Consider the following 15962-nt stretch of genomic DNA (forward strand, 5'->3'; position numbering starts at 1 on the left):
CGATGCCCCGCCACCTCCACCACCCTCCTTCAGCTGTCGCCACAAAAGGCTTGTCCGCCATGTCGTTCCGCTCCCTGTGTCTGGTGGGCCTCGCCATCGTCGCGGCAGTCCCCGCCCACGCGCAGTCCCGGCCCAATGACGAAACCTTCACCAACACGGTTGTCGCAGCCGGGAAAAGCGTCACCCGCACGCAATGCGCCGAGTTTGAGGCGCTGGAAACCGCCAGCTGGGTGGAGGTCGACGGTCGCGGCGAATGCCTGCGCTATTACGCGGCCGGCCTGAAGCCCGGCTCAAATCCGATCGTCGCGGCCTGGATGCATGGCGACGTGATGGGTTCCAGGCCGCAGCAGATCGGGCATCAGGAGGGGTTGAGCGTCGCCGGCATGATCGAACAGGAACGGGTCTTGTCGGCACGCTTCGGCGTGCCCTTCATTTTCCTGGCCCGTCCGGGAGCTTATGGCAGTTCCGGCAAATTCTGGACCATGCGCCATACCCCGCGCGAGGCGGCGCTGATGAACGCCCATCTCGATCTGCTCAAGAAGCGCTATGGCATCGGGCAATGGTCGCTCGGTGGAAGCAGTGCCGGAGGCACGCTGACGGCCGAATTCCTGGCCCGCCGCACCGACCTGAAATGCGCCGTCATCTCGTCCGGTGCCTCCGCTTACGAAGCCTACCTCCAGGCGCATGGCGTCAAGACCCGCTTGGCAAAGCCGGAGACTTGGTTCGATCCCTACCGCTCGCTCGACCTGATTCCCAACAATCCGGCGCGCCGGATCTTGGTCATCGGAGATCCGCGGGAAACGAATGTGCTGTTCCGTACCCAACGACTGTATTTCGACGGCTTGGCGGCACGGGGGCACAAGGCCTGGTTGGTCCCGCTCGAACGGGCCCGGCCGCCCCGCTACCACGGTCTGGTCGATTTCGGCGAAACCGCCACCGGCCTCTGCGCCCAGGGCGTCGAAACGGACAGTCTGTTGAAGACGCTCCAATTCATGCCCGAGCAGCCGGAGCGGATCAGCAATTGACCCAATTCAGTAACGCGCCGACATGAAATACAACCCGTCCGGCGGACAGGTCGGCCCCGCCTTGGCACGGTCGCGGGCATCCAGCGCACGGCGGACGTTGTCCACTGTCCATTTGCCGGCACCGACCAGTTCCAGCGTGCCGACCATGTTGCGGACCTGATGGTGCAGGAACGAGCGCGCGGCGGCATGGACGCGGATCTCTTCGCCCTGCCGCTCCACGGCCAGCCGGTCCAGCGTCTTCACCGGCGACTTGGCCTGACACAGCGCGGCGCGGAAGCTGGAGAAGTCATGCTGGCCGACCAGCACCTGCGCCGCTTCATGCATCGCCTCGGCGTTCAGCGGACGGGTGACGTGCCAGGCCCGGCCGGCATCGAGCGCCAGCGGCGCGCGGCGGTTGACGATGCGGTAGACATAGGCGCGGCCGGTCGAGGTCAGGCGGGCGTGGAACTCCTCCGTCACCGCCTCCACCTCCAGCACCGCGATGGGCGCTGGCTTCAGGTGGAAGTTCAGGGCGTCGCGCAGCTTCAGGCCGGTGAAGGGCTTTTCCAGATCGAAATGGCAGACCTGACCCAACGCATGCACGCCGGCGTCGGTGCGGCCGGAGCCATGGACCCGCACCACCTCGCCCGACAGGCGGTGCACCGCCTCCTCCAGGCTCTGCTGGACAGAGGGGCCGTTGTCCTGGCGCTGCCAGCCGACGAAGGGGCGGCCGTCATACTCAACGGTCAGTTTCCAGCGCTGCACGATGGTCAATCCGCCACGGGTTCGGCGGCTTCGGAAGCGGAGACCGGCTGCCCGACCGCCAGCGCGAATCCGCGCAGGAAGGCCGCACCATCCACCGGAGCCTTGCCCGGCCGCTGCACCCTGGTCAGCCGCACCGCCCCGTCGGCGCAGGCGACCGTCAGCCGGTCGTCGAGCAGCGTGCCCGGCGTGCCGGTGCCGGAGGCGGGTTCGGCGGCGAGAACCTTGATGCGCTCACCATTGGAAGCATCGAACCAGCAGCCGGGCCAGGGGGTCAGGGCGCGAACCTGCCGCTCGACATGGGCGGCGGGTTGGTTCCAGTCGAGCCGGCCATCCTCACGCGTCAGCTTGGCGGCGTAGGTTACGCCCTCTTCCGGCTGCGGCACGGCGGCCAACGTGCCGGCGGCCAGCCCGTCCAGCGCCGGGACGATCATGCGGGCGCCGAGTGCGGCCAGCTCGTCATGCAGGCTGCTGGCGGTGGTGGCGGGGGTGATGGCCACCGCTTGCCGAGACAGCATGGCGCCGGTGTCGAGCCCGATGTCCATCTGCATGATGGTGATCCCGGTCTCGGCATCGCCGGCCAGGATGGAGCGCTGGATCGGCGCCGCCCCGCGCCAGCGCGGCAGCAGCGAGCCATGGACGTTGACGCAACCCAGCCGCGGCGCGTCGAGGATCGGCTGCGGCAGGATCAGGCCATAGGCGGCGACCACGGCGGCATCGGCCTTGAGATCGGCGAACTCGGCCTGGGCCTCGGCATTGCGCAGGCTCTTGGGCGTGCGCACGGGGATGCCCTGCTCCTCGGCGAAGCGGTGGACGGGCGATTTCTGCACCTGCTGGCCGCGGCCGGCCGGGCGCGGCGGCTGGCTGTAGACGCAAACGACCTGATGCCCCGCCTCGATCAGCGCGGCAAGGCTGGGCACGGCGAAATCCGGCGTACCCATGAAAACGAGACGGAGCGGGGTCATTGGATTTTTATCGCCGATCTGCTGCGCGGCTGGTCAGGCCGTGGCCTTCTGCATCTTCTGGACCTTCTTCAGCAGGATGTTCCGCTTCAGCATCGACAGGTAGTCGACGAACAGAACGCCGTTCAGATGGTCGATCTCGTGCTGGATGCAGGTGGCGAGCATCCCGTCGGCCTCGATCTCCTGCGGCTGGTTCTTTTCATCCAGATAGCGGACGCGGATGCGCACAGGCCGGGTGACGTCGGCGTACTGTTCCGGCACCGACAGGCAGCCTTCCTCGCACACCGCCTTCTCGTCCGACGACCAGACGATTTCCGGGTTGGCGAGGCGGATCGGGTTCGGCGGCTCGCCCTTCTCATGGACGTCGACGACGATGACACGGTCGAGCACACCGACCTGCGGAGCGGCCAGACCGATGCCGGCGGCGTCGTACATGGTCTCCACCATGTCGTCCATCAGCTTGACGACGCGCGCATCCACTTCGGCGACGGGTTGCGCCTTGCGCTTCAGGATCGGATGCGGGGCGACGAGGATCGGAAGACGGGCCATGGGTGCTCGATGCTGGTAAGGGAAAGTTCAAACGGACAAAGTAGGCGGACCGAGCGTTTCGGTCAAGGAATCGGACCTATGCGAACGATGCAGAACCGCCCGCCGTGCGGGGTTGCGCCCGGCGCCGGTTGGGCGTAGTCGATGCCGATCATGCCGGATGCCACCACCGCTCCCTCCCCGCCGCCGCGCTGGACTCAGGACGCCGCCCTGGCGCTGGTGTTCCTGACCCGCCTGCCCCTTCCCCCCTTCGGCCCGCTGAATGGCCTGCTCAGCGGCCCCTTGGCCGAGGGCGCATCGGCGCGGGCGATGGGCTGGTTTCCGCCGGTCGGCGCGCTGATCGGGCTGGCCGGCGCGGCGGTGTACGCCGCCGCCGCCACCCTGCACCTGCCGCCGCTGGCCGGCGCGCTGCTGGCCCTGGCGGCAACCGTCCGGCTGACCGGTGGGCTGCACGAGGACGGGGCGGCCGACGTGGCCGACGGCTTCGGCGGCGGGCGCGACCCGGCGCGCAAGCTGGAGATCATGCGCGACAGCCGGGTCGGCAGCTATGGCGTGCTGGCGCTGGTCTTCTCGGTGGGCATCCGCGCCGCCGCCCTGGCCGCCCTGCCAGTGCCGGCGGCGGTCGCGGCGATGGCGGCAAGCGGCGCCCTGTCGCGCTGCGGGCTAGCGGCGATGGCCCGCGTTTTGCCGGCGGCCCGGCGCGACGGGCTGGCGGCAGCGCAGGGCCGGCCGGCGATGGCGACGGTGCTGCTGGCGCTCCTCTTCGGCATCGCAATCGCCGCCGTGGCGCTCGGCGGACTTGTCCTTCCCGCGCTTGCGGCGGCTCTCCTGGCGGTGGCCGCGGTGGCGGCGCTTGCCCGGCGGCAGATCGGCGGTCACACCGGCGACGTTTTCGGCGCGGCGCAGCAGGCGGCGGAGGCCGCGGTGCTGCTGACCCTGTCGGCCCTCATTGGACCAGCGGCCATCGGAGCAGCGGCATGACCGCCTTGAGCATCACCCCCCTGACCGTCACCCGCTGGTGGCTGATCCGCCATGCGCCGGTCCGCAATCCGGACAACGTCATCTGCGGGTCGAGCGACCGCGAGGCCGACACCGGCAACCGCGCCGCGGCAGATGCCCTCGCAGCCGGCCTGCCCACCGACGCCCTGTGGCTGACCAGCCCGCTGCGCCGCAGCCGCCAGACCGCCCAGGCCCTGTGGAGCCGTAACCCCCGCTTTGCCGGCACCGCCGTGGTAGAGCCGACGCTGGCCGAGCAGGATTTCGGCGACTGGGAGGGCATCAGCCACGACACCGCGGCCCGCCGCGATGCCGAGGCGGCGGCGCGCTTCTGGGCCGACCCGGCCCGCCATGCCCCACCGGGCGGCGAGAGCTTCGCCACGGTGATGGACCGCACGGCGGACGCGCTGCTGCGGCTGACCGACCTCCATGCCGGACGCGATCTGGTTGCGGTGATCCATGCCGGCACCATCCGCGGCGCGCTGGCACTGGCGCTCGATCTGACGCCGGAGGCGGCGCTGCGCCTGCGGATCGACCCCTGGTCGCTGACCCGGATCGACCACCACCACGCCGGGACGGGATCCTGGTCTGTCGGGGGAGTGAATCAGCAGGCCGGAACTTTCTGACCGCGGCGGGCGTTCCCCAGTCTCAGTTGGGCTACCGAACGAGAGGCAGACCATGGTCCATAGCACCACCGCCGGCCACGGCCACAGCCCCGACCAGGGCGATGTCAAGAAGCTCTGGGAGATGATGAAGGGCGTCCAGGTCGCGATGATGACCACGCTGGACGACAACGGCCGGATGAACTCCCGTCCGATGGCGACGCTGTCCCATGCCGGGTTCGAGGACGGCACCCTGTGGTTCTTCACCCGCGCCCATTCCGAGAAGGTGGACGAGATCGACCGCCACTGGCGCGTCAACCTCGCCTATGCCAACCCCGACAAGCAGGATTACGTGTCCGCCTCCGGCGTCGCCGAAGTCGTGCGCGACCGCGAAAAGAATCCGCTTCCTGTGGCGCGACATCATGACCACGTGGTTCCCCCAGGGTCCGGACGATCCCGAGGTGGCGCTGCTGAAGGTGTCGGTCGATCAGGCGGAATATTGGGACAGCCCGTCGAGCACCATGGTCTACGCCTATGGCTATGTGAAGGCGAAGCTGACCGGCCAGTCGCCGGACCCGGGCGACCACGCCAAGATCGCGTTCCAGTAATCGCGTTTTGGTGAAAGCCGGCTGTAGATGCCGGCCTGACACGAAAAAGCCCTCCCTGCCGACCGCGAGGCCAACAGGGAGGGCTTTTTCATTCAAGGCTTAAGAAGCGCGGGGGGCGCTGCTTACCAGCTCTTCGCACGGGCTGCCGGCTTGCCGTTGCCGTGGGCTTCACGACGGGCATGGCCATGGTCCGGGCGGGCGTCGCCGCGGTGGTTGTCATTGCGGGCATAGTCCGGACGCGGACCGCGCGGGGCGTGCGGGCCCTTGGACTCGCCGTTGCGGTGCCACGGCTTGCCGGCGCCGCCACCCGGACGGCCGTTGCGACCGGCCGGACGGCCGGCGCCGCCGGTGGTGAAGGGACGCGTCGGCTCCAGGCCGGGCACCACATGCACCTCGAGCGTCGCCTTCGTGTAGCGCTCGATGCGGACCAGCGTCTCGCGGTCGGCGCGGGCGGCGAAGGAGATCGCAACGCCCGAGGCGCCGGCGCGGCCGGTGCGGCCGATGCGGTGGACATAGTCCTCCGCCGAACGCGGCAGGTCGAAGTTGATGACGTGGGTGATGTCGCGCACGTCGATGCCGCGGGCGGCGACGTCGGTGGCGACCAGCAGGCGGACCTGACCGGTGCGCAGGCGCTGGAGCGTGCGGTTGCGCTTGGTCTGGTCCATGTCGCCGTGCAGGGCGGCGGCGGCATGGCCGGCGGCGCTCAGCTCCTCGGCCAGCGTGTCGGCATCACGCTTGGTGGCGGCGAAGATGATCGCCTTGCCGACCTCTTCCTGGGCGGCGAAATGCTGCAGCAGGCGGCGCTTGTGGTCGAGATCGTCGGCATGGTGCAGACGCTGCTCGACGTTGATCGCGGTCGCCTGGCTCTCGACGGCCACGCGCTCCGGGTTGCGCAGCAGGTTGCCGGCCAGCTGCGCCATGCGGCGGTCCAGCGTGGCGGTGAACAGCATGGTCTGGCGCGTCGGCGGGCAGCACTTGGCGATGGTCTCGACATCGTCGAGGAAGCCCATGTCCAGCATGCGGTCGGCCTCGTCGAGGATCAGCACCTCGACCTCGTCCAGCGCGATGCGGCGGCGGGCGACATGGTCCAGCAGGCGGCCCGGGGTGCAGACGAGAACGTCGACCGGACGCGACAGCAGGCGCAGCTGCTCGCGGTAGGGCATGCCGCCGACCACGTCCACGATGTTCAGCTTCATGAACTTCGCGTATTTGCGGGCGGCGTCGGTGACCTGCTTGGCCAGCTCGCGGGTCGGGGCCAGAACCAGCACGCGTGGGGTGGCGGCGCCGTTCAGCGGCAGCTCGGCGGTGCGGGTCAGCGCCGGCAGCATGAAGGCGGCGGTCTTGCCGGTGCCGGTCTCGGCGGTGGCGAGGATGTCACGGCCCTGGAGCGCCGGCGGAATGGCGGCGAGCTGGACCGGGGTCGGGGTGGTGTATTCGAACGCCTCGAGGGCCTTCAGGACGAGCGGGTGCAGGCCGAGTTCGGAAAACGTCAAGTCGTAACAACCTTCTCAAAGCAACACGGCACAGCCCCGCGCGCCCCGATGGCGGGCGTGGGACATACCGGCGGACTCGCCGGGAGGAGGTCGATAGAGGGAGAGGCGTCTATCCGATGCAGCGGCCAAAGCGTCCCTAGAACACCGGGACGTTTGCCCCCAGGAGGGCTGCCGTTGCGCAATCACAGCGCGTCTCGCTCAAGAGACGCGCGAGCCTCCAGCGAACAAGACGCCCTACATAGGCTATTGCGCCGCACAAAACAAGGCTGATCGCAGAATGAGCCCCGCGTGCCTCACTTGACGACCATGCGTTCGATGTAGATGTCGCGGAACAGGCCGGTGCCCGCCTCGCGGTTGACGGCATCCTTGATGCGCGCCTTCAGAATGTCGGCGGAGCCGGGGCCGGTCAGGGTTTCGCTGTCGATCCGGCCGATGGTCTGGAACAGCCGGTCGGCGATGCGGTCCTGATAGCGCAGGATGCGGTCGGGCTCGATCTTCGGCGCAAGCACCAGCGAGACCTGCATCTCCAACGCCCGAACGCTGCCCAGCGGCACCTCGATGGCAGGCAGCCGCGCCAATTGCGGCTTCGGCCCCATCCGCGCCTCGATCCGCCGCTGGTCCAGGATGCGGTCCAGCGCGATGCCGCCGGCATAGGCCAGCCCGGCCAGCGTGAACAGGGCGATCAGGACGACGATCAGCAGACGGGCGGGGTTTCCCGGCTCCGGCTGGGCGTCTTGGTGCGGCGCCAGCTCGTCCCGCAACGGGTCGGGCGGCGGGGTCGAGAACAGGTTTCCGTGCAGCGTGCGGTGCGTGGCCATGGTCGGCCTCCTGGGGTCGGCCTCCTGCGGGCCGGGCGGGAGCAGTGTGGAGCGTAGTGCGTCGGGTGTTAAGATTCGGTGGAGGGACGCACCCTGTCTCACCGCACGCAGTCGGCAAGCCCGTCCCGCCGCACCACCGCCATCCGCCGCTCGATCACCCCGGCGCGGCGGGTGACATAGGCGCTGGGCCGGGTGGGCGACCAGTTGCGCGGGCTGGGCAGCACCACCGCCAGCAGCGCGGCCTCGCGCCGGGTCAGGGCCGCGGCCGATTTGTTGAAATGGTGCCGCGCCGCCGCCTCGGCGCCATAGACGCCGTCGTCCCACTCCACGATGTTCAGATAGACCTCCAGGATGCGGCGCTTGCTCCACAGGCTTTCGATCAGCAGGGTGAACCACGCCTCCGCCCCCTTGCGGGTCCAGCTGCGGTCGGGCCAGAGGAAGGCGTTCTTGGCGGTCTGCTGGCTGATCGTGCTGCCGCCGCGCAGCCGCCGGCCCTCCTCGTTCTCCTCGAAAGCGCCCTCGATAGCCGCCCAGTCGAAGCCGCCATGACCGCAGAAGCCGGTGTCCTCTGAGGCGATCACCGCCTCGACCAGCGCGGGGGAGATGCGCTCCAGCGGTTCCCAGTCGCGCGACAGACCGGAACCGCCCAGCGCCCGGATCAGCATCAGCGGCGTCGCCGGCGGCGGCACGACCCGGTAGAGCGCCGCCCACAGGATGGTAAAGGCCATCAGCCCCGCGATCCCGATCAGCGCCCAGCGCAGCAGTTTCCGCATACAGCTCCGTCTCCGCTCGGCTCCCCCGGACTTCCCTCAATGGGGGTGAGGCGGCGTTCCGTCAACATGCGGCGCTCGCTTTGCGGCACGCCACCGCCATATAGTGCCGCCGATGGACCTGACCGCCGACCCCACCCCGATCAACAGTCTCGACAACGCGCCCGCCATGGTGGCCGGCGCGCGCCGTGTCGTGTCGCTGACCCTCGACGGCGAGGTCGAGGAGCTGTCGCTGGCTGCCGCCGCGGCGAAGGTGCGCCGCCAGCCGCCTCTGGTCTGCCATGCCCGCGCCTTCGCCCGCCGGCTGGGGATCGACGCCTTCCCGGCCTTCGACGTGCTGGAGCTGTTCGCCTTCGTCCACCCTGCCCGTTTCTGCGTCCCCACCCCGCGCGGCATCGCCGAGGCGCTCGACCTGCCCACGCCTGAGGGTCACGAGGCTGAGGCGCTGGCTCTCCAGCGCGCCGTGCGTCGTCTGCTGGGCGACCTCGGGGCAGCCGGACGGGAGGAGTCCTCCGACCCCGTCGCCTTCGCCTGGGAGATGGGGCGCGCCGGCTGGCCCTGGACGTCGGCGGTGCTGGCCGCGCTCGGCAAGCCGGACGGCCCGGAGAAGGGTGCGGCCCGCTCGGGCCTGCGCGTCTGGACCCGGATCAAGGAGTGGGAGGAGGGCGCACCGCCGCCGCCGCCCGCCCAGAACCCGGTCGATCCGGACGAGGCGCGCCGCCGCCTCGCCGCCATGCTGTCGGCCAATGTGCTGGGCAGGATCGCGGAACCGCGGCCGCAGCAGGCCGACTATTCCAGCGCGGTGTCCGCCGCCTTCGCCCCGCGCCAGCTGCCCGACACGCCGAATGTCGTGCTGGCGGAGGCCGGGACCGGCGTCGGCAAGACGCTGGGCTATCTGGCGCCGGCCACGGTGTGGGCAGAGAAGAATGGCGGGACGGTGTGGATCTCCACCTACACCCGCAATCTCCAGCACCAGATCGACGCCGAGCTGGACCGGCTCTATGCCGACCCGGCGACCAAGGCGCGCAAGGTGGTGCTGCGCAAGGGGCGCGAGAACTACCTATGCCTGCTGAATCTGGAAGAGGCGGTGCGCGCCATGCCGTTTCAGCCGCACAACGCCGTCGGCGTCGGGCTGATGGCGCGCTGGGCGGCGGCGACGCGCGACGGCGACATGACCGGCGGCGACTTCCCCGGCTGGCTGGTCGACATCGCCGGGCGCGGGCCGACCATGGGGCTGGCCGACCGCCGCGGCGAGTGCATCTATTCCGCCTGCGACCACTATGCCCGCTGCTACATCGAGAAGAGCGTGCGCCGCGCCCGCCGCGCCGACATCGTCATCGCCAACCACGCCCTGGTGATGGTGCAGGCGGCTCTCGGTGGCGGCGAGGAACCGACGCTGCCCAGCCGCTATGTCTTCGACGAGGGGCACCATGTCTTCGACGCCGCCGACAGCGCCTTTGCCGGCCATCTGACCTGCCGCGAGACTCAGGAGCTGCGCCGCTGGCTGCTGGGTGCCGAGGAGACCGGACGCAGCCGCGCCCGCGGCCTGAAGCGCCGGCTGGAGGACATCGTCGCCGGCGACGAGGAGGCTCTGCGCCATCTCGACGACATCCTGATCGGCGCCCGCGTCCTGCCGGCCGACGGCTGGTCGGCGCGTCTGGCCGCCGACAATCCCCAGGGACCGACCGAGCGCTTCCTGCTGTTGGCCCGCCAGCAGGTCTATGCCCGTACCGCCGGCCAGGGCGGCCCCTACAGCCTGGAGGCCGACAAGGCCTATCCGGTGGACGGCCTGCTGGAGGCCGCGGCGGAGCTGGAGCAGTCCCTGGTCCGCCTGTCCGAACCGGTGGAGGCGCTGGCCCGCCGGCTGGCCCAGCGGCTGGAGGATGAGAGCGCCGAACTCGACTCCGACCAGCGCCGCCGCATCGACGCGCTGTCGCGCAGCCTGAACCGTCGCGGGACCCTGACGGTCGAGGGGTGGCGTGCCATGCTGCGCACCCTGCCGACCGAGACGCCGTCGCATTTCGTCGACTGGTTCGCGGTGGAGCGGATCGACGGCCGCGACATCGATGTCGGGCTGTACCGCCACTGGGTCGATCCGACGGTGCCTTTCGCCGAGGCGCTGGCCGGTCCCGCCCATGGGCTGGTGGTGACCTCTGCCACGCTGACCGACGGCACCGGCGACATCGGCCAGGACTGGCGCGCGGCGGAGGACCGCTGCGGCGCCAGCCACCTGCCGGCCCCGGCGATCCGCGCCCAGGTCCCCTCCCCCTTCGATTACCCGAACCGCACCCGCGTCTTCGTCGTCAACGACGTGCGCAAGGACGATCTGGGACAGGTCTCGGCGGCCTACAAATCGCTGTTCCTGGCGGCGGGCGGCGGCGGGCTCGGCCTGTTCACCGCGATCAGCCGGCTGCGCGCCGTGCGCGACCGCATCGCCGAGCCGCTGGATCAGGCGAACATCCCGCTCTATGCCCAGCATGTCGATCCGCTGGATGTCTCGACCCTGATCGACATCTTCCGCAACGAGGAGCACGCCTGCCTGCTCGGTACCGACGCGGTGCGCGACGGGGTGGACGTGCCGGGGCGCAGCTTGCGCCTGATCGTCTTCGACCGCGTGCCCTGGCCGCGTCCCGACATCCTGCACCGCGCGCGGCGCGAGGCCTTTGGCCGCCGCCGCTACGAGGACATGATCACGCGGCTGCGCCTGAAGCAGGCCTTCGGCCGGCTGGTCCGCCGGGCCGACGACACCGGCGTCTTCGTCCTGCTCGACCCGATGATGCCGAGCCGGCTGGCCGGCGCCTTCCCCGACGGCGTGGAGATGCGGCGGGTCGGGTTGAAGCAGGCGGTCGAGGAGACAGCGGAGTTCCTGCGGGGGTGGTGAGGGGCAGTCTACCCCTCGCCATTTCCCGTTCTATGGCCTGTCAGGCGGCGCGCAACTCGCTGAGGAAGCTGTCCATCGCCTGCTTCAGCATCGCAGCCTGCCGGGTGAGATCGTCCGACGCATGCTTGACGTTGTTGGTGGCGGCCCCCGTTTCGTTCTCCGCCTGCTGAATACCCAGGACGTTGCGCGAAACCTCGGTCGTGCCGACCGCCGCCTGCTGGGCGTTGCGGCTGATTTCGGACGTGGCACCACTCTGCTGGTTCACCGATTGCGCCATATCGGCCGTGGAGTTGCTGATCTCCTCCACCTGACCGATGATGCTGCGCATCGCGCCGACCGTCCGGCCCGACGCCGCCTTGACCGCGCCGATCTGGTTGGTGATCTGCTCGGTCATCGCGTGGGTCTGGTTGGCAAGGTTCTTCACCTCGCTGGCGACGACGGCAAAGCCCTTGCCGGCCTCGCCGGCGCGGGCCGCTTCGATGGTCGCGTTCAACGCCAGCAGATTGGTCTGGCTGGCCACCGCATTGATCGAAGCCACGATCTGATCGACCTGATCGATGGAGGCGGACAGCAGATCGAGTTGGCGCTGGGCCTCGCCGGCCCCTTCGGCGGCCAGGCGGGAGCGGTCGGCGGCACGCCCCACGCGGTCGGACAGCTCGCCGATCGAGGCGGACAGCTCCTCCGACGCGGCGGCGACCGTCTGGACATTGGCGCTCGCCTGCTCCGACGCGGCGGCGACGGCGGTGCACTGGGCGCCGACCTCTTCGACGGCGGCGGCCAGCTGCGACGAGGTGGCCTGCAACTCGGTCGCGGAACTGCCGACCGCATCGACGATGGAGCCGACCCGCTCTTCAAAGGACCGGGCCATGTCCAGAGTCCCCTGGCGCTTTTCCGCAGCCGCCTGGGCCTCGGCGTCCTTGGCGTCCTGCTCCAGTTGGCGCGTGCGGATCATGCTTTGCTTGAACACCTCCACCGTCCGCGCCATTTCGCCGACCTCGTCGCCACGGCCGGCCCCTGCCACCTCCGTCGTGGTGTCGCCGGTCGCCAGACGCACCATCGCGGCATTCAGGACGGCAACCGGACGACGGATGCCATAGACGACCAGCAGCGCGGACCCCACGGCACCGAAGACGAGGAGCCCGATCGCAATCGACAGGGAGTTGAACACCGTCTGGTTGGTCTTGACGGTCAGATCGTCGGACGAACGGTACACTCCGGCCGACACCTCGTCAGACAGCTTCGCCGCCATGTTGAAGGCCTCGACCACCTGGGGACGCCCTTCCTTCCCATAGATGGCGGCCGCTCCGGCATGATCGGCCTTCTCCTTCGCCGCGAAGACCTTGGGCAGCGAGGACTTCACCATTGCCGTCAGCTCAACGATCCGGGTCACCTTGTCCTTGTTTTCGGGCCTTGCCAGACGGTTCATCACCGCGCTCGAATCCGCGATGGCCGCCTGGATGTCGTCCATCGCCTTGACCAGAGGCGGAAGTCCCGCGGGATCCTGAAGCAGCAGCACGTTGTTGGCCTGACGGCCGAGGTTGGCGAGGTCGCCGCGCATGCGTTCCAGCTTCAGCGAAAACGTCACGTCTCCATCGATCAGGCTGCTGTAGCGGTCGTCGATCTCACCGATCCGGTTGCTCATGTAGATCGACAGTCCCAGCGTGATCAGGCTGAGAAGCGCCACCACTGCATAGATTTTCGTGCCGATCCGGAGATTTTCGATAAGTTTCACAACGACACCTCAGTTGATCCCTGAAAAAAGCGGTTTCCCTGCCGACTTCGACCGACACGGCGAAAGCATTTCCAGAATCACCTAGGTTAACACGGTAAAAATTGCCTTAAGGAACCGGCGGCAAACTGTTCAAAAGACAAACGGACCAAGCCAAAACAGAGACAATCTCTATGAGATTGCATCGCAGACTCACAGCGGATGCCGATCACCCGCCCGGCGCATACACCGCCAGCAATGCAGACAGCGTCACCACGCTGAGCACCGTCGACACCAGGATGGCCGAGGAGGTGCGCTCCACATAGGTCTGGTACTGGCTCGCCACCACGAAGGTCAGGGCACCGGTCGGCAATGCCGCCAGGATCACCGCGCTGCCGGTCCAGAACGGGTCCATCGGGAACAGCGTCTGCGTCAGCACCCAGGCCAGCGCCGGATGGACCAGCAGCTTCAGCGCGCTGATCCAGCCCGCCTCCGCCAACCCGGCGGTCAGCCGCTGCGAGGCCAGGAACAGGCCGATGGCGAACAGCGCGCAGGGGCCGGCGGGGGAGCCCATCAGTTCGCAGAATGTCGCGATCGGCTTCGGCACCGCGACGCCGGGCAGCAGCGCCGACCAGGCGAGGCCGGCGGCGGTGGACAGGATCAGCGGGTTCTTCGCCAGCGCCCGGCCGACATCGCGCAGGGCCTTGCCCAGCCCGCTGCCCTGGCTGTTGGCGAACTCCATCCAGATCACCGCGATGCCGACCATGATGGCGCTCATGATGACGGTCGCCAGGATGGTGGGAGCGAGACGGTCCGGCCCGAAGGCGGCCAGGAACAGCGGGATGCCCATGTAGCCGGTGTTGGAGAAGGCCGAGTTCAGCCCCTGCATGCATTGGATCTGCGTGCGCTCGCGGTACACGAGGCGGCCGATCACAGCACCCAGCGCATAGACCAGCAGCATCGATCCCAGGAAGGCGCCGATGAACGGGCCGTTGAAGATCTCCGGGAGCGACCGCCGCGCCGTGCCCAGGAACAGCACCGGCGGCAGCGCCATCCAATAGACGAACTTGTTCAGCGCTTCCGACGAGGCGGCGCCGAGCAGCTTCGACTTCCCGGACAGGAAGCCGGCCAGGATGATGGCGAATACGGGAAATGCGACATTGAGGACGACGTTCATGGTGCGCGACAATAGGCAACGCCAACCGTCGCGTCGAGCGGCCGACCCCTCCACTCCCGGCATGGCACCCTTGACGGCGCGAAGGCGGCGTTCGAGATTGCCGACCTTACACGCGACCACTCCCCAGCGGAGACCGCCCCATGAGAAAGCCGACCAACTCCATGATCGACCACCACAGCGCACTCATCTACGTCATGGTCCTGGTGTCCGCCTGCGACGGCGACATGACCGACCTTGAACTGGAAGCCATCGGCGAGAATGTGCGCTACCTGCCGATCTTCAAGGACTACAGCGGCGATCAGGTGATGGCCGCCACCCGCGAATGCACCGCCATGCTGTCCGACAATGACGGGCTGGACACGGTGCTGACCATCATCGAACAGGCGCTGCCGTCCAAGCTGCGCGAGACCGCCTATGCGGTGGCCTGCGACATCGCCGCCGCCGATCCCAAGGCATCGCAGGAGGAACTGCGCATGCTGGAGCTGATCCGCCACCGGCTGGGGGTCGACCGGCTCTGCGCCGCCGCCATCGAGCGCGGCGCCCGTGCCCGCCACATGCGTCTGTGACTGTATCCACGTATAGTGAAAGCATCGACATGACCGAAGAAACCATCCGCCCCGACCTCGCCGGCCAGCGCGTCGGCGTCATCGGGCTTGGCCTGATGGGCAAGCCGATGGCCCGGGCGCTCGCCCGTGCCGGCGCGGAGCTGGTGGTGAGCAGCCGCAGCCCCGGCCCGGTCGCCGAACTGGCGGCGGAGGGGATGATCGCCGCCACCGGCCCAGCCGCCGTCGCCGGACAGGCGGGGATCGTCATCCTGATGCTGACCGACACCACGGCGGTGGAAACGGTGGCCGAGGCATTGCTGCCGGGCTTGCGTCCCGGCCATCTGGTGATCGACATGGGCACCACCGCCGTCGCCGCCACCCGCGCGCTGGCAAAGCGCGTCGCCGCCGCCGGGGCGGAGTGGCTCGACGCGCCGGTCTCCGGCGGGACCGTGGCGGCCGAGGGCGCCATCCTCACCATCATGGCCGGCGGGTCCGAGGCGGCCTTCGCCCGTGCCCTGCCGGTGTTGCAGGCGATGGGCCGCCGCATCACCCATGTCGGGGACAGCGGCGCCGGCCAGATCGCCAAGTCCGCCAATCAGGTCATCGTCGCCCTGACCATCGGCGCGGTGGCCGAGGCGCTGGCGCTCGCCCGGGCGGCCGGCGCCGATCCGGCCAAGGTGCGGGACGCCATCCGCGGCGGCTTCGCCGAATCCCGCATCCTCGACCTGCATGGCGGCCGCATGGTCAGCGGCGACTTCACGCCCGGCGGCCGCGTCACCACCCAGGTCAAGGATCTGCGCCAGGCCGAGGAGTTGGCGCAGCAGTCCGGCATCGACCTGCCGACGCTCGGCCTGTCGCTGGAGTTGTTCGAGATGCTGGTGGACCAGGGCGACGGCGCGCTGGACCATTCCGCGCTCTACCGGCTGTTCGCCCGCTGATCCCCGGAAGGCGGGGCGCAACGCTCCGCCATTCCCTTCCATTGCGAAGAAGACCCGCTTCCCGCAAGTTTCTTGTCAAAACGGTTGAGGATACGCGCTGCATCGTCCATTCTCCCGACTTTCCACAGGGTGGCAAACCGATGCCTATCCCT

15 protein-coding genes and 1 pseudogene are annotated in these 15962 nt (G+C 69.2%); 8 read left to right on the top strand and 8 right to left on the bottom strand.

Annotated elements, in window-relative coordinates; all coding sequences use genetic code 11:
* The first annotated feature begins 2 nt into the window (after positions 1 to 2).
* A complete protein-coding gene (locus tag ACWPN3_RS20930; protein ID WP_492241390.1) occupies positions 3 to 1025 on the top strand; it encodes an alpha/beta hydrolase family protein in 1023 nt (340 codons plus the stop codon).
* A gap of 6 nt (positions 1026 to 1031) precedes the next feature.
* On the opposite strand, the gene truA is transcribed toward ACWPN3_RS20930, so the two are convergent.
* The 3 genes from truA to def are packed head-to-tail and all read right to left on the bottom strand — an operon-like array spanning position 1032 to position 3277.
* Positions 1032 to 1769 carry a tRNA pseudouridine(38-40) synthase TruA gene (truA, locus tag ACWPN3_RS20935; RefSeq protein WP_492241025.1) on the bottom strand — a complete coding sequence of 246 codons (738 nt, stop codon included), beginning with the start codon at positions 1767 to 1769 and terminating at the stop codon, positions 1032 to 1034.
* Between the two features lie 5 nt (positions 1770 to 1774).
* The gene (gene fmt / locus ACWPN3_RS20940; protein ID WP_492241026.1) at positions 1775 to 2731 is read right to left on the bottom strand and encodes a methionyl-tRNA formyltransferase; all 957 of its coding nucleotides are present in this window, start codon (positions 2729 to 2731) and stop codon (positions 1775 to 1777) included.
* Between the two features lie 33 nt (positions 2732 to 2764).
* Positions 2765 to 3277 carry a peptide deformylase gene (gene def, locus ACWPN3_RS20945; RefSeq protein WP_109445545.1) on the bottom strand — a complete coding sequence of 171 codons (513 nt, stop codon included), beginning with the start codon at positions 3275 to 3277 and terminating at the stop codon, positions 2765 to 2767.
* Between the two features lie 141 nt (positions 3278 to 3418).
* Between def and cobS the strand changes: the two genes are divergently transcribed.
* From cobS to ACWPN3_RS20965, 4 genes and pseudogenes are all read left to right on the top strand, one after another.
* Positions 3419 to 4255, top strand: a complete 837-nt coding sequence (cobS, locus tag ACWPN3_RS20950; RefSeq protein WP_492241027.1) for an adenosylcobinamide-GDP ribazoletransferase — start codon at positions 3419 to 3421, stop codon at positions 4253 to 4255.
* Positions 4252 to 4896, top strand: coding sequence for a histidine phosphatase family protein (locus tag ACWPN3_RS20955; RefSeq protein WP_492241028.1), 645 nt, complete (start codon positions 4252 to 4254; stop codon positions 4894 to 4896). The genes cobS and ACWPN3_RS20955 overlap by 4 nt, the downstream gene beginning before the upstream one ends.
* A 148-nt stretch (positions 4897 to 5044) precedes the next feature.
* Positions 5045 to 5209: pseudogene (locus ACWPN3_RS20960) on the top strand (pyridoxamine 5'-phosphate oxidase family protein); the annotation flags it as partial.
* 85 nt (positions 5210 to 5294) lie between these two features.
* A complete protein-coding gene (locus ACWPN3_RS20965; protein ID WP_492241029.1) occupies positions 5295 to 5480 on the top strand; it encodes a pyridoxamine 5'-phosphate oxidase family protein in 186 nt (61 codons plus the stop codon).
* Between the two features lie 122 nt (positions 5481 to 5602).
* Here ACWPN3_RS20965 and ACWPN3_RS20970 read toward each other — a convergent pair whose 3' ends face one another.
* From ACWPN3_RS20970 to mtgA, 3 genes are all read right to left on the bottom strand, one after another.
* Entirely contained in the window at positions 5603 to 6973 is a 1371-nt protein-coding gene (locus tag ACWPN3_RS20970; protein ID WP_109445539.1) for a DEAD/DEAH box helicase, read from the bottom strand.
* 293 nt (positions 6974 to 7266) lie between these two features.
* Positions 7267 to 7791, bottom strand: coding sequence for a flagellar basal body-associated FliL family protein (locus tag ACWPN3_RS20975; protein ID WP_492241030.1), 525 nt, complete (start codon positions 7789 to 7791; stop codon positions 7267 to 7269).
* Between the two features lie 98 nt (positions 7792 to 7889).
* Positions 7890 to 8564, bottom strand: coding sequence for a monofunctional biosynthetic peptidoglycan transglycosylase (gene mtgA, locus ACWPN3_RS20980; RefSeq protein ID WP_109445535.1), 675 nt, complete (start codon positions 8562 to 8564; stop codon positions 7890 to 7892).
* 112 nt (positions 8565 to 8676) lie between these two features.
* Between mtgA and ACWPN3_RS20985 the strand changes: the two genes are divergently transcribed.
* Complete coding sequence (locus tag ACWPN3_RS20985) at positions 8677 to 11442, top strand: ATP-dependent DNA helicase (protein ID WP_492241031.1); 2766 nt, start codon at positions 8677 to 8679, stop codon at positions 11440 to 11442.
* Between the two features lie 40 nt (positions 11443 to 11482).
* Here ACWPN3_RS20985 and ACWPN3_RS20990 read toward each other — a convergent pair whose 3' ends face one another.
* Together ACWPN3_RS20990 and ACWPN3_RS20995 are read right to left on the bottom strand one after the other, a co-directional pair.
* On the bottom strand, positions 11483 to 13174 hold the full coding sequence (locus ACWPN3_RS20990) for a methyl-accepting chemotaxis protein (protein ID WP_492261722.1): 1692 nt from the start codon (positions 13172 to 13174) through the stop codon (positions 11483 to 11485).
* Positions 13175 to 13379: 205 nt separating this feature from the next.
* Positions 13380 to 14327, bottom strand: coding sequence for an AEC family transporter (locus ACWPN3_RS20995; protein WP_492261723.1), 948 nt, complete (start codon positions 14325 to 14327; stop codon positions 13380 to 13382).
* Between the two features lie 140 nt (positions 14328 to 14467).
* Here ACWPN3_RS20995 and ACWPN3_RS21000 point away from each other — a divergent pair, with 140 nt between their 5' ends.
* Positions 14468 to 14893 (top strand): tellurite resistance TerB family protein, encoded by a 426-nt coding sequence (locus ACWPN3_RS21000; RefSeq protein WP_492241033.1) that lies wholly within the window; start codon positions 14468 to 14470, stop codon positions 14891 to 14893.
* 29 nt (positions 14894 to 14922) lie between these two features.
* Complete coding sequence (locus ACWPN3_RS21005) at positions 14923 to 15810, top strand: NAD(P)-dependent oxidoreductase (RefSeq protein ID WP_492241034.1); 888 nt, start codon at positions 14923 to 14925, stop codon at positions 15808 to 15810.
* Positions 15811 to 15962: the final 152 nt, after the last annotated feature.

Source organism: Azospirillum sp. UENF 111221, assembly GCF_058780625.1.

Bases quoted from the DNA above. Each gene is read 5' to 3' on its own strand.
- cobS (WP_492241027.1), top strand. From the start codon at position 3,419: ATGCCGATCATGCCGGATGCCACCACCGCTCCCTCCCCGCCGCCGCGC.
- ACWPN3_RS21000 (WP_492241033.1), top strand. From the start codon at position 14,468: ATGAGAAAGCCGACCAACTCCATGATCGACCACCACAGCGCACTCATC.
- def (WP_109445545.1), bottom strand. From the start codon at position 3,277: ATGGCCCGTCTTCCGATCCTCGTCGCCCCGCATCCGATCCTGAAGCGC.
- ACWPN3_RS20955 (WP_492241028.1), top strand. From the start codon at position 4,252: ATGACCGCCTTGAGCATCACCCCCCTGACCGTCACCCGCTGGTGGCTG.
- ACWPN3_RS20985 (WP_492241031.1), top strand. From the start codon at position 8,677: ATGGACCTGACCGCCGACCCCACCCCGATCAACAGTCTCGACAACGCG.
- fmt (WP_492241026.1), bottom strand. From the start codon at position 2,731: ATGACCCCGCTCCGTCTCGTTTTCATGGGTACGCCGGATTTCGCCGTG.
- ACWPN3_RS21005 (WP_492241034.1), top strand. From the start codon at position 14,923: ATGACCGAAGAAACCATCCGCCCCGACCTCGCCGGCCAGCGCGTCGGC.
- mtgA (WP_109445535.1), bottom strand. From the start codon at position 8,564: ATGCGGAAACTGCTGCGCTGGGCGCTGATCGGGATCGCGGGGCTGATG.
- ACWPN3_RS20930 (WP_492241390.1), top strand. From the start codon at position 3: ATGCCCCGCCACCTCCACCACCCTCCTTCAGCTGTCGCCACAAAAGGC.
- ACWPN3_RS20975 (WP_492241030.1), bottom strand. From the start codon at position 7,791: ATGGCCACGCACCGCACGCTGCACGGAAACCTGTTCTCGACCCCGCCG.
- ACWPN3_RS20995 (WP_492261723.1), bottom strand. From the start codon at position 14,327: ATGAACGTCGTCCTCAATGTCGCATTTCCCGTATTCGCCATCATCCTG.
- ACWPN3_RS20965 (WP_492241029.1), top strand. From the start codon at position 5,295: ATGACCACGTGGTTCCCCCAGGGTCCGGACGATCCCGAGGTGGCGCTG.